The 12,294-nt window shown below is 60.1% G+C and carries 12 protein-coding genes; 5 read left to right on the plus strand and 7 right to left on the minus strand.

Annotated elements, in window-relative coordinates; translation table 11 throughout:
* Nucleotides 1-53: 53 nt before the first annotated feature.
* From purB to aceA, 5 genes are all read left to right on the plus strand, one after another.
* Entirely contained in the window at nucleotides 54-1,424 is a 1,371-nt protein-coding gene (gene purB, locus CX511_RS16970) for an adenylosuccinate lyase (RefSeq protein ID WP_045188389.1), read from the plus strand.
* A gap of 82 nt (nucleotides 1,425-1,506) precedes the next feature.
* Nucleotides 1,507-2,673 carry a ribosomal protein uL16 3-hydroxylase gene (locus CX511_RS16975; RefSeq protein ID WP_045188391.1) on the plus strand — a complete coding sequence of 389 codons (1,167 nt, stop codon included), beginning with the start codon at nucleotides 1,507-1,509 and terminating at the stop codon, nucleotides 2,671-2,673.
* Nucleotides 2,666-3,100 carry a GNAT family N-acetyltransferase gene (locus CX511_RS16980; protein ID WP_045188393.1) on the plus strand — a complete coding sequence of 145 codons (435 nt, stop codon included), beginning with the start codon at nucleotides 2,666-2,668 and terminating at the stop codon, nucleotides 3,098-3,100. The genes CX511_RS16975 and CX511_RS16980 overlap by 8 nt, the downstream gene beginning before the upstream one ends.
* A 152-nt stretch (nucleotides 3,101-3,252) precedes the next feature.
* Nucleotides 3,253-4,017: a secretin N-terminal domain-containing protein gene (locus CX511_RS16985; RefSeq protein ID WP_082071409.1), complete on the plus strand. Its 765-nt coding sequence runs from the start codon at nucleotides 3,253-3,255 to the stop codon at nucleotides 4,015-4,017.
* Between the two features lie 488 nt (nucleotides 4,018-4,505).
* On the plus strand, nucleotides 4,506-5,831 hold the full coding sequence (aceA, locus tag CX511_RS16990; RefSeq protein WP_045188397.1) for an isocitrate lyase: 1,326 nt from the start codon (nucleotides 4,506-4,508) through the stop codon (nucleotides 5,829-5,831).
* Nucleotides 5,832-5,902: 71 nt separating this feature from the next.
* Here the strand turns inward: aceA and CX511_RS16995 are convergent, their stop codons facing one another.
* From CX511_RS16995 to CX511_RS17025, 7 genes are all read right to left on the minus strand, one after another.
* Nucleotides 5,903-7,066, minus strand: a complete 1,164-nt coding sequence (locus CX511_RS16995; RefSeq protein WP_158240004.1) for an MFS transporter — start codon at nucleotides 7,064-7,066, stop codon at nucleotides 5,903-5,905.
* A 37-nt stretch (nucleotides 7,067-7,103) separates the two neighbouring features.
* Nucleotides 7,104-7,838, minus strand: a complete 735-nt coding sequence (locus CX511_RS17000; protein ID WP_045188399.1) for a type IV toxin-antitoxin system AbiEi family antitoxin domain-containing protein — start codon at nucleotides 7,836-7,838, stop codon at nucleotides 7,104-7,106.
* Between the two features lie 79 nt (nucleotides 7,839-7,917).
* The gene (locus CX511_RS17005) at nucleotides 7,918-8,976 is read right to left on the minus strand and encodes a pyridoxal phosphate-dependent aminotransferase (protein ID WP_101292961.1); all 1,059 of its coding nucleotides are present in this window, start codon (nucleotides 8,974-8,976) and stop codon (nucleotides 7,918-7,920) included.
* Entirely contained in the window at nucleotides 8,973-9,716 is a 744-nt protein-coding gene (locus CX511_RS17010; RefSeq protein ID WP_045188403.1) for a class II aldolase/adducin family protein, read from the minus strand. The genes CX511_RS17005 and CX511_RS17010 overlap by 4 nt, the downstream gene beginning before the upstream one ends.
* Nucleotides 9,709-10,698: an NAD(P)-dependent oxidoreductase gene (locus CX511_RS17015; RefSeq protein WP_101292977.1), complete on the minus strand. Its 990-nt coding sequence runs from the start codon at nucleotides 10,696-10,698 to the stop codon at nucleotides 9,709-9,711. Before CX511_RS17015 ends, CX511_RS17010 begins: the two co-directional genes overlap by 8 nt.
* 4 nt (nucleotides 10,699-10,702) lie before the next feature.
* Nucleotides 10,703-11,761 (minus strand): ornithine cyclodeaminase family protein, encoded by a 1,059-nt coding sequence (locus CX511_RS17020; protein WP_231353321.1) that lies wholly within the window; start codon nucleotides 11,759-11,761, stop codon nucleotides 10,703-10,705.
* A 4-nt stretch (nucleotides 11,762-11,765) separates the two neighbouring features.
* Nucleotides 11,766-12,290 (minus strand): MaoC family dehydratase, encoded by a 525-nt coding sequence (locus tag CX511_RS17025; RefSeq protein WP_045188405.1) that lies wholly within the window; start codon nucleotides 12,288-12,290, stop codon nucleotides 11,766-11,768.
* Nucleotides 12,291-12,294 lie beyond the last annotated feature (4 nt).

Consider the following 12,294-nt stretch of genomic DNA (forward strand, 5'->3'; position numbering starts at 1 on the left):
TTTTCATGTATGATATGCGCCCTCTTCAAAGCCTGACTGTCCGAGAACACCCCATGCAGCTTTCCTCGCTCACTGCGGTTTCCCCTGTTGACGGCCGTTATGCCGGCAAAACCCAGGCCCTGCGCCCTATCTTCAGCGAATACGGTCTGATCCGTTTCCGCGCCTTGGTTGAGGTGCGCTGGTTGCAACGCCTCGCCGCCCATCCGCAAATCGCTGAAGTTCCAGCGTTTTCCGCTGAAGCCAATGCACTGCTCAACGGCCTGGCTGATGAGTTCGCCCTCGAGCACGCCGAACGCGTGAAAGAAATCGAGCGCACCACCAACCACGACGTCAAGGCCATTGAGTACCTGCTCAAAGAGCAGGCTGCCAAGCTGCCAGAACTGGCCAAGGTCAGCGAGTTCATTCATTTCGCCTGCACCAGTGAAGACATCAACAACCTGTCCCACGCCCTGATGCTGCGCGAAGGCCGTGACAGCGTGCTGCTGCCACTGATGCGCCAGATCGCTCAGGCTATCCGTGAGCTGGCCCACCGCTTCGCCGACGTACCGATGCTATCGCGCACCCACGGTCAACCGGCTTCGCCGACCACCCTGGGCAAAGAGCTGGCCAACGTCGTCTACCGCCTTGAGCGCCAGATCACTCAGGTTGCTGCCGTACCGCTGCTGGGCAAGATCAACGGCGCCGTGGGCAACTACAACGCCCACCTGTCGGCCTACCCGCAGATCGACTGGGAAGCCAACGCCCGCGCCTTCATCGAAGACGAGCTGGGCCTGGTGTTCAACCCGTACACCACCCAGATCGAGCCACACGACTACATCGCCGAGCTGTTCGATGCGATCGCTCGCTTCAACACCATCCTGATCGACTTCGACCGCGATATCTGGGGCTATATCTCCCTGGGTTACTTCAAGCAGCGCACCATCGCTGGCGAAATCGGCTCCTCGACCATGCCGCACAAGGTCAACCCGATCGACTTCGAAAACTCCGAAGGTAACCTGGGTATTGCCAACGCACTGTTCCAGCACCTGGCCAGCAAGTTGCCGATCTCGCGCTGGCAGCGCGACCTGACCGACTCTACTGTGCTGCGCAACCTGGGCGTTGGTTTTGCCCACAGCGTGATTGCCTACGAGGCCAGCCTCAAGGGCATCAGCAAGCTGGAAATCAACGAAGCCCGCATCGCCGAAGACCTGAACGCCTGCTGGGAAGTTCTGGCCGAGCCAATCCAAACGGTCATGCGTCGCTACGACATCGAGAACCCCTACGAGAAGCTCAAAGAGCTGACCCGTGGCAAAGGCATCAGCCCTGAAGCACTGCTGACCTTCATCGATGGTCTGGACATGCCAGTCGAAGCGCGCGAAGAGCTGAAGAAGCTGACCCCAGCTTCCTACATCGGTAACGCCGCGGCGCAAGCCAAACGCATCTGATCTGCGCCCTGCGCGAAAACGCCCGGCTCAGCCGGGCGTTTTTATTAGCGAAAGAAAATTACTTTTTTTCAATAGGTTACACATGAATCCTGATACTCCACTGCAGCTGCTGGGCGGCCTCACAGCCCGTGAATTCATGCGCGACTACTGGCAGAAAAAACCTCTGCTGGTACGCCAGGCCTTTACCGACTTCGAAAGCCCGATCGATGCCGACGAACTGGCCGGCCTGGCCCTGGAAGAAGAAGTCGAATCGCGCCTGGTGATCGAGCACGGCGAGCGTCCGTGGGAACTGCGCCGCGGCCCGTTCGAAGAAGACACGTTCAGCACCCTGCCTGAACGTGACTGGACCCTGCTGGTACAAGCGGTCGACCAGTTCGTGCCAGAAGTCCATGAGTTGCTGGAGCACTTTCGCTTCCTGCCAAGCTGGCGCATCGACGATGTGATGATCAGCTTTGCCGCCCCAGGTGGCAGCGTCGGTCCGCACTTCGATAACTACGACGTGTTCCTGCTGCAAGGCGAAGGCAAGCGCAACTGGAAGATCGGCCAAATGTGCGACAGCGACAGCCCGCTGCTCGAGCATGCCGACCTGCGCATCCTGGCCGAGTTCGAGCAGAGCGAGGAGTGGACCCTGGAACCGGGCGACATGCTCTACCTGCCGCCGCGCCTGGCACATTACGGCATTGCCGAAGACAACTGCCTGACCTACTCGGTGGGTTTCCGTGCGCCAAGTGCCGCCGAAGTACTGACCCACTTCACCGACTTCCTCAGCCAGTTCCTGCCGGACGAAGAGCGCTACAGCGACGCCGACGCTCAGCCGGTCAGCGATCCACACCAGATCCAGCACGACGCCCTCGGCCGCCTGAAGAGCCTGCTGACCGAGCACATGGGCGACGAGCGCCTGCTGCTGACCTGGTTCGGCCAGTTCATGACCGAGCCACGCTATCCGGAAATGGTCGCCGGCGAGCCGCTGGACGAAGCCGACCTGATCGAAAGCCTGGCCCAAGGTGCGATCCTGATTCGCAATCCAAGTGCTCGCCTGGCCTGGTCGGAAGTCGACGACAACCTGTTGCTGTTCGCCAGCGGCCAAAGCCGCTTGCTGCCAGGCGATCTGCGCGAACTGCTGAAACTGATCTGCGCCGCCGATGCGTTGCACATCGAAAACCTCGAAGAGTGGCTTGAAAGCGATCAAGGCCTTACATTGATCTGCGAACTGGTCAAACAAGGAAGCTTGGGGTTTGCCAATGAATAAAATCCGCGTTCGCCTCGCCGACTGGCACAAAGACAACGCCGACATTCGCCGTATCCGTGAAGCCGTATTCATCGCCGAACAATGCGTGCCGCCTGAACTGGAGTGGGATGCCGACGACGATAGCGCCGTGCATTTCCTTGCCATGGAAGGTGATTACGCCATCGGTACCGCCCGCCTGCTCGGCGACGGTCAGATCGGTCGCGTCTCGGTGCTCAAGGATTGGCGCGGCCTGAAAGTCGGCGATGCACTGATGCAGGCGGTTATCGTCGAAGCGCAGAACCGCGACCTCAAGCAGCAGATGCTCAGCGCACAGGTGCATGCCACACCGTTCTATGAGCGCCTTGGCTTCAAGGTGGTCAGCGAAGAGTTCCTCGAAGCGGGGATTCCGCACGTGGACATGGTTCGCGAGTCGCGGGAACTGGTCTGACTTCTTGCTGGCGAGGCCCGGCATTGCCGGGCCAGGGGCACTGCACACTGAATGCGGACCGCCCCATCGCTGGCAAGGCCGGCCCTTATTAACCAAGTGCAAGTGCGCTGCGCCACCGGGGTCACTCCCATAACCCCTGCAAATTTGCCATCATGTCCACTCCACCCGCGGAGATCATGGACATGCCGCTACGCCCCCTACTCGCCTCCCTGCTTCTGACGTTCAGCCTGAATGCGCTGGCCGCCACTGAAGTCCTGCCACTGAACCACCGCACCAGCGCCGAATTACTCCCCACCGCACAATCTTTTATCGGCAAGAACGGCACGGTGAGCGCCTTCGAGAACAAGCTTATCGTCAATGCCGACCCTGAACGGATCGACGACCTGCGCACCCTCCTGCAACAACTGGACACCGCGCCGCGGCGCCTGATGATCAGCGTCGACAACAACGACAGCAACTTCCAGGACAACCGTGGCAACGCCCGGGTGATTCGCTACGGCACCGCCAACCGCGAAGGCGGGATGCAGCAAGTACAGGCCAGCGAAGGCAGCCCGGCGCTGATTCAGGTGGGCCAGAGCGTTCCGATCACCAGCACCAGTACTGATGGCTACGGCCGCCTGCAGAGTGATACCGAATACCGTAACGTCACCCAGGGTTTCTACGTCACGGCAAACGTCAGCGGCGACAACGTGACCCTAAGCATCAGCACCAACAATGACCGGATGAGCCAGGAACGTCCTGATGTAGTGAAGGTACAAAGCACCGACACAAAGGTCAGCGGCAAGCTCGGTGAGTGGATCACTCTGGCCGGTGTCAACCAGCAGAGCCAAGCCGAACGCAGCGCCTCAACCCTCTCCTACAGCACTCAACGCGGAGAAAACATGACTTTACGGGTGAAAGTCGACGCTTTGGACTGAACCCAGGCAAATCAAGGTCTCGACCAAAGGCCTCGAAACTGACTGAAGAGTCGCATTAGACCAAAGATGTAGTGGAATGAAAAAAGCACTACAAAACATTTGACGACCTCAAATCGTCGAGGCATGATGGCCCCGCTCCCGCTAATCAGAGGCCCTGGCAAGGGCCTTCGAGCCGCGCTCTAACTTACCCACCTGAGCCGACTCGTGTCTGTACAGCCCACAAGGCAGTTTGACGAGGTTGCGACTGGAACGAAGTTGTCCCGAGGGACGGAAGCGCATCATGAGGCACCCGGCAGCACTGTCACTGCAGCTCGGCAACCACGAGCCACCCTGCAGCGAACACCTCGCCTACGCCTGCTCACTTCCCCTCTTCGAGCCCCATCGTTCGACCGTCGCAACGTTCGCTGAACATGACTTACGCCAGGCTTCTGATCTGCGCTGTGTGAGCGAGAATTTTTTCCAAGACCGATGCGACGAGGTTTATTTCCATGGCACTGACACGCGAACAGCAAATTGCAGCCCTCGAAAAAGACTGGGCCGAGAACCCGCGCTGGAAAGGCGTGACCCGTACCTACACCGCCGCCGATGTCGTACGTCTGCGTGGCTCGGTCCAGCCTGAGCACACCCTGGCCCGCATGGGTGCCGAGAAGCTGTGGAAGCTGGTCACCCAGGGTGCCCACCCGGCCTTCCGCCCGGAAAAAGATTTCGTCAACTGCATGGGCGCCCTGACCGGTGGCCAGGCCGTTCAACAGGTTAAAGCCGGCATTCAGGCGATCTACCTGTCCGGCTGGCAAGTGGCTGCCGACAACAACTCGGCTGAGTCCATGTACCCAGACCAATCGCTGTACCCGGTGGACTCGGTTCCAACCGTGGTCAAGCGCATCAACAACTCGTTCCGTCGCGCCGACCAGATCCAGTGGAAAGCCGGCAAGAACCCAGGTGACGACGGTTACATCGACTACTTCGCACCGATCGTGGCTGACGCTGAAGCCGGCTTCGGCGGCGTTCTCAACGCCTACGAACTGATGAAGAACATGATCGAAGCAGGCGCCGCCGGCGTTCACTTCGAAGACCAACTGGCCTCGGTGAAAAAATGCGGCCACATGGGCGGCAAGGTACTGGTACCGACCCAGGAAGCCGTTCAGAAGCTCAGCGCTGCCCGTCTGGCTGCCGACGTTGCTGGCGTACCGACCATCATCCTGGCCCGTACCGACGCCAACGCCGCTGACCTGCTGACCAGCGACTGCGACCCGTACGACCAGCCATTCGTGATTGGCGAGCGCACTCAGGAAGGTTTCTACAAGGTACGTGCTGGCCTGGACCAAGCCATTGCCCGCGGCCTGGCTTACGCGCCTTACGCCGACCTGATCTGGTGTGAAACCGCCAAACCGGACCTGGACGAAGCCCGTCGCTTCGCCGAAGCGATCAAGAAGGAATACCCGGACCAGATCCTGTCCTACAACTGCTCGCCTTCTTTCAACTGGAAGAAGAACCTGGACGACGCGACCATCGCCAAGTTCCAGCGCGAACTGTCGGCCATGGGCTACAAGCACCAGTTCATCACCCTGGCTGGCATCCACAACATGTGGCACGGCATGTTCAACCTGGCGCACGACTACGCACGCAACGACATGACCGCCTACGTGAAACTGCAGGAACAAGAGTTCGCTGACGCCTCGAAAGGCTACACCTTCGTGGCCCACCAGCAAGAAGTCGGCACCGGCTACTTCGACGACATGACCACCGTCATCCAAGGTGGCAAGTCTTCGGTTACCGCTCTGACCGGTTCGACTGAAGAAGAGCAGTTCCACTGATAGGCAGCTAACGCCTAAGCAGCATCAAAACCCGGAGAAGCCCTGCTCTCCGGGTTTTTTCATTTCATGTGTCATCGACTGTTGCTGACGTCAGTCGGCGAACCCGCTCTGCCCCGGCCCAGCAACAGACAGGTCACGCCAAACACCACGCCTGTACTACCAAACACTGCCCAGGTCGCGTTGAAACCAAGGCTGTCCAGCATCGGTACAGCCATCGCCACGCAAAGCACCTTCGCTCCTGCCTGCACCACGGGTATCAGCGAGAACAGCAGCCCCTGGCGCGACTTTGGCGCATACCGGGCAATCAGAGCAGCCATGTAGGTTATGCCAATGATCTCGCTCAGGGTCCAGATACCCACCAGCAGCAGTATCGTCAGCCACGTATCGACGAAGGCATAGGCGCCGAAGCCAATGCCATAGCAGATGGCCGCAAGCGCCAGATTACTCATGGCTGACCAGCGTCGGGTCAAGACAATCAGCGGTCGCGTCAAGGCAATGACCAGCAGCCCGTTGACGATACCGGCCATCCCGAACAAACGTGCAGCATCACCTATACCTAGCGCTGCCAGCCAGAGGGGGAACTGGTATTCGCGCTGCCCATCGAGCAACGACAGCACGAAGAACATCGCACCGGCCAGGATCACCACCACGGGTATCGGCGCGCGCCTTGCGCTACGTTGCGTTACCCGCTCATCGGGCACATGTTCAGGCGCAGGCAGGGTCAGCACGGCACTAGCGACCAGGCAGACCAGGCAAATTGCAGCGTTGAACCACAACAGATACTGGCTTTGCCAGCTCAACAGGAGGCTGCCGACCACGAACAGCAGAACACCACCGGCATTGCTGGCCAGGTGCAGGTAAGCAAAGGCACCCACATGGTCGCCCGGCGGAGCAGCCTGGGCTGCCATGACACTGAACAACGGCGTGATGGCGCCCGCACTGAACATAAACAGCAACACCATCGCGATAGCGATCGGCGAGGCCAGCACCAGGCCTGCCAGCAGTGCCAGCAGCGCCCCCACCGAGCAGACCAACAACAGGGCCCGGCTGCCCACCCGGCCGGTCAGTTGACCGCCAAGCAAATTACCCGCCAGGTAACTGGTGATCATCAACGCCACAGTAGTCGCAAGCCCGGCATCCGTCAGCCCGAAGTGTCGATGCATGAACAACGCCGCAAACGATCCTACGCCGTTAGCCATGACGAACAATAACTTGAGCAGTGCCACCTTGTGCATCAGTGGACTCATGCGCATGAAACCGCGGGGCACTGCACTATCCACGAGGGCCGAGGCACAGGGTCGTGCCATCCTTGAGCCGTGCAATCCAGCGCCGCTCGCTACCGGTGTGCACCCGCCAGCGCCCAAGCAACTCATCGACGTCCAGCGACTGCGCCTGGCGCGCCAGACGCAGGAACAGGCGAACAGCCTTCACACTGGTACAGTGCTGGAGCAATCGCCCGCTGGTCAGGGAGCAGACGTCACCGACAGCGCAGAACCGATCCCTGGCCTTGAGTAGATCATGACTACAACTCACCTCGTAAAGCATCTCCAGCAACGCACGCTCGCGCGTTGACCTGAGCAAACCTGCCTGCCGTTCAAGCGTCGCTGTACCTAGCGTCGGTGCGCCGCTCCAGTCGAACAATCGGGCATGCACGTAACGCACCGGATAACGTTCGACAAACCAGCGGGGCAATGAGGCGCGACTATCACCCCACAACACCAGCGGTGCGACATCATCTTCACAGACGGTCCCCAGCACACTGTCACCCCCGATATGCAAGCCAGCAATCTGCCGTGTCAGGTAGGAGAAACCAGCGCACAGGCTCGGTTCGGTCTCTGGAAAGGCATACAGCCCGTGGGCGATACGGTTCAGCCAGCCATTCTTTGCGTAGCTCGCAGCCCGCTGACTCGAGATACCGATGCGCTGCAACGCGCTGAGATCGAGCAGCATCTCTCTGGGCTGGGAGATATAGAGCTTTCTGATCAATGAATATTGTTGTGTTGACATAGCCCGCACTCCGCTGTTTCTGGTCGGCCAGCGTCGATGACTGTGGGTGCGCAGCCCCCCACGACCCCGACGGATGACTTCAAGCCTCATGTAGAGCCTGGATGAGCGTATGCAGGTCGGCGCTCCCCGGTATCGCCACACGCAGGACATTAGCGAGCAGAGCACCGGCATGGGGATACCCCGAACAATCGGCGAAGCGGATTCCAGCCCTGTGCAGGGCCTTGGTCAGACGCTGCTCATTGCAATCATCGAGTAGCACGAAGTTCGCGTGGGTATCGATGACACCGACCCCCAGGCCCTGACAGCACTCGATGAGCTGCGTCCGTACGTGATCCTGGCGACCATGTGCCGACGCCAAAGCCGGCAGGTTGGACAGGCAGTGCAGGGCCGCCTTCACTGCGGCATGGTTGATATCCCAAGGGCCACGCACCTTGAGTAATTGCCTGACGGCATGGGCACCGGCAACGACATAACCCAACCTCAAGCCTGCCAGGCCAAAGTACTTGGAAAAAGAGCGGATCACGAACACCTGCTCAAGGCCGCTGAAAGCCGGAAGGCAGGAGTGGCGCAGATACTCGTAATAACATTCATCCACGATCACCGGCTTGTTCAGCCCTACACAGTGATTGATCAACCGATGAAGATCGCCAGGTTCAATCTGCACCCCCAACGGATTATTCGGATTGCACAGGATCAGCCCATCGCTACCGGGCAAGGCATCGAGCACCGCATCGCATGGCAAGCGGAATGACTGTCCGTGGCGCTCATAGGGCACGACGACCGACGTCACCCCGTTGACGTCGAGCATCTGGTAGTAGAACGAAAACACCGGCGACGGAATGACCACCCGCGCGCCTGGCGCGAAGACCAGCCGCACCACCAGATCGATGGCCTGGTCGGCACCATTGGTCAGGAGCAGATGCTGCCTGGGGACCTGGCAATAATCAGCGAGCGCATCAAGCAATAGCCTGTAGTTGGGGTAGGTGTACAAGTCCCTCGGGCTCAATGCACCGGTAAGGAATGTATCCAGGAAGGATTCGAGAAACTGGTTCTCATTGAGATCAAGCAATACCGAAGAGAAATCACGCTCCGGTGCTCTCCATTGCCCGGCCGCCAAGGTGTGCGGATGCAGTTTCACCGGCCTGCCCCTCCATAGATGATTTCCTCGCCCTGCCGGTACATCTGCTGTACATCAGCCTCGTCGACGTAAACCACCGGGAAGCCACTGGCAGCAGCCAGCTGTTGACTGACGATCAAGCGCCCGACCTCTGCGGTGAAGGCCAGGGCACGATGAAACGCCTCCGAGAGGTTGCGCCCCAAGGTGGTGATACCGTGGCCGGGCATGACGATGCAATTGGTATCGGACACACATCGGGCAATGGCCTGGATATCCAGTTCGATGTTCACACCTTCGCCCAAAATGCAGGGCGGCTTGCCCATCACCAGGGCCGTGTCGGTGGAAACGTACTTCATCGCCCGCCAGCGCAAGACCGAAAAGAACGCGATGACGTCATTGGGATGCAAGTGCACGGTGGCATTGATGTCAGGGCGGCGGCAGAGGATCTCCCGGTGCATCCGATGCCCCAGGCTCGGCCTTGTAGTGCCATGCAACAACTCATTCGAAAGCAGGTCCAGCACGACGATGTGTTCCAATTCGCACTCTTCGAGCGACAGGCCAAGGTGCTTGGTATAGACGACATCGCACCGCCAGTGCGGGCAATGGCGGCGCACGGCGATATTGCCCAAGGTATTCATCAGCAGACGCCTGGCAGCCAGGCGTTGCCCGTAGAGCAGAATGCCTTGAGCCGTCGCGCGGTCGAACCACTCGGGAATCTCACACCGCTGCGCAGGCCAAGCCTTGATGGTCGATTCAAACATGGACCTTGCCCTCCCTGCCTTGCAGCCTGCACTGATCGGCCCCGATTGCCGCATCTTCTTCCAACATCGCCAGCAGGGTCTGCAGCGCCTTTGCCTTCAGTGTCGATAATGACCGATGGCTGTAAAACGCCGCGTGAGGTGTCATTGCCACGCGTTCATGTTCGCGAAGTGCGCGCGGTACATCCGGCTCGTGCTCGACGACATCGAGCAGGGCCTGCCCTACACGCCCGCTGTCCAGTGCCCGCAACAGGCTGTCGTTATCGATGAGCGCACCGCGAGACGTGTTGATCAACGCAGCGCCAGGCTTGATCCGGGCGAAACTGCGATCGTTGAGCAAGTGACGGGTAGCCGGCGACAGCGGCAAATGCAATGACAAAATATCGGCCTGTGCCAGCAAAGTCTCGAACGAACAGGCCTGCGCTGCTTCGTCCGGACAGCGTGTCAGCGCTGGATCGTGAAACTTCACTCTATAACCGAACGCGGCTGCGCGCCGGGCCACAGTCTGACCGATGGCCCCATACCCCAGCAGCCCGAGCACCGTCTCGCGGCAGGGTTTCACCCCACCTTCGCCTACCTCGCCACCGTGGTCGCGCCAGCGCCACCCACCCTGGCGGGTGTGCCTGAAATAATCGAGCAGCCTGCGCTGGGCGAGCAGCACCAGGGCGAAGCTATGCTCGGCAACTTCATCCACCCCCACCTGGCCTATGTTGGCAAAGCGCACAGCCCGTTTTTGCAGGGCCGCCATATCAACGTCATCCACACCCGTGGTCGCCTTTACCAGCGCTCGACACCGCGATGCCCGGGCCAGCAGCGCTTCGTCAACCACCACAGAATGAAAGGCAACGATACCGTCGGCCCATGCCAGTTGCCTGAACGTCGGGGTGCAGGTCACCTTGATCTCAGTCCCGTCATCACGCTGGCCATCAAACTCGCCATGCTCGACATAGTTCACCCGCAGCGAATCAATCATCAGAATATTCACGTGGTCATCCTTCTCCATTTGGCGCTGGTTGCCTGTGCCCCTGGGTATGATTCTTCGTCGAACCGCTGAGGTAATCGCACCACCGCCCCAACTGTCGCTCAAGCGCAGTGGTATATAGATGCCTGGCGACAAGCATGTCCTGGCTGGCGTGGCCAACGCAGCGAAAGTAGCTGATTGCCGCGTGCCGAGGTGACGGGGGCTTGTGTAGCAATGCATCGAGGGCGGTAATCTGCCGGGGCGTAATCAGCGAACGAGCCAGGGCCTGGCTGACTTCCCCCGATTCACGCATCGCCGCCTGCGGGTCATCGACGTGGATAAGCGCATGGCCGAGTAAGCCGGGATCGACTTCGCAGGCTTGCAAAGTACTGCCCCCTATAGCGTTGATATGCACGCCCGGCTTGAGCTGATGGGCCAGGACCAGAGGTTCTTCCCGGTCGTGGGATGTGGTGGTGCAGACGATGTCCGCATCCGCCAGTGCTTGCCCGACAGAACTGACGGCTTCCACTGGCACACCGATCTGCGCACTCAGCGCGGTGGCAAAGGCACGACAGCGGTCAATGCTCCTGGACACCACCTTGATCCGGCGCAGCTTCCGGATCGCGGCGATGGCCCGTATGTGCGCGCCGGCCTGGACCCCCGCTCCGAGCACGGCCAGCGTCGGTTGCGTCATTGGGCAGAGTCGGTCGGTAACCAGGGCGCTCATGGCGGCGGTTCGAAGTGCAGTCAGGGCGCCACTGTCGAGCATGGCCTGCAGACGTCCCGTCTCGGGATCGAGAAGCAGCACCGCACCATTGATCGCCGCAAGCCCTCGGCGGGGATTGGCCGGAAAGAAAGACGACACCTTGATGCCCATCACCTGGCTCTCCGGTAGAGACGCAGGCATGAACAGTGAGAACGCCCGATGCGAGCGATGCTCGATGATTTGCCGCGCGGGCACCTTGTCCAGCATACGCACACTGGCTCGGTAGTCCCGCGCCAGGATCGCGAGAATTCCCGCGATATCGGTGCACTGGTGGATATCCTGTTCGTTGAGTAAAAGCATGTCCGAAGCCTCGATTGCCATGCGCTCAACCAATCGGATAGTCCTGCGAACATTCTTCGCAGGGCACCAGAAAGGTTCGTCGATAGGTAATGACAGGCAAGCCGTCCTGATTGCGACCCATCACTCCAACGGTGACGATGCCCTGCCCCGGTCGGGATCTGGACAGGCGCTTGGCCAGCACCTCGCTCTCGGCATACAACGTATCGCCTGCAAACACGGGATTCGGCAGGCGGATTTCATCCCAACCCAGGTTGGCAATAGCACGCGCACTCAGGGTGGCGACCGTCATGCCACTGACGATGGCCAGGGTCACCGAGCTGTTGACCAGCAGGCGACCGAATTCGGTACGCTGCGCATAATGCGCGTCGATATGGGCGGGGTGATTGTTCATGTTGATCAGCGACTGCCACAGGTTGTCCAACTCGCTGACAGTCCGCCCGGGACGGTGCTCGAACACATCGCCGACAACGAATGCTTCGTAGGACAAACCGGGCGTTTCACGATAGCGGCTCGGCGTAATGCGCTGATAGCCAGTAATCATCGGTTCCATCGTC

The sequence above is a fragment of the Pseudomonas sp. S06B 330 genome, assembly GCF_002845275.2.
Lineage (GTDB): Bacteria > Pseudomonadota > Gammaproteobacteria > Pseudomonadales > Pseudomonadaceae > Aquipseudomonas.

Coding starts and splice junctions, on each gene's coding strand:
- purB (WP_045188389.1), top strand. CDS start 54: ATGCAGCTTTCCTCGCTCACTGCGGTTTCCCCTGTTGACGGCCGTTAT.
- CX511_RS16975 (WP_045188391.1), top strand. CDS start 1,507: ATGAATCCTGATACTCCACTGCAGCTGCTGGGCGGCCTCACAGCCCGT.
- CX511_RS16980 (WP_045188393.1), top strand. CDS start 2,666: ATGAATAAAATCCGCGTTCGCCTCGCCGACTGGCACAAAGACAACGCC.
- CX511_RS16985 (WP_082071409.1), top strand. CDS start 3,253: ATGTCCACTCCACCCGCGGAGATCATGGACATGCCGCTACGCCCCCTA.
- aceA (WP_045188397.1), top strand. CDS start 4,506: ATGGCACTGACACGCGAACAGCAAATTGCAGCCCTCGAAAAAGACTGG.
- CX511_RS16995 (WP_158240004.1), bottom strand. CDS start 7,066: ATGCACAAGGTGGCACTGCTCAAGTTATTGTTCGTCATGGCTAACGGC.
- CX511_RS17000 (WP_045188399.1), bottom strand. CDS start 7,838: ATGTCAACACAACAATATTCATTGATCAGAAAGCTCTATATCTCCCAG.
- CX511_RS17010 (WP_045188403.1), bottom strand. CDS start 9,716: ATGTTTGAATCGACCATCAAGGCTTGGCCTGCGCAGCGGTGTGAGATT.
- CX511_RS17020 (WP_231353321.1), bottom strand. CDS start 11,761: ATGGCAATCGAGGCTTCGGACATGCTTTTACTCAACGAACAGGATATC.
- CX511_RS17025 (WP_045188405.1), bottom strand. CDS start 12,290: ATGGAACCGATGATTACTGGCTATCAGCGCATTACGCCGAGCCGCTAT.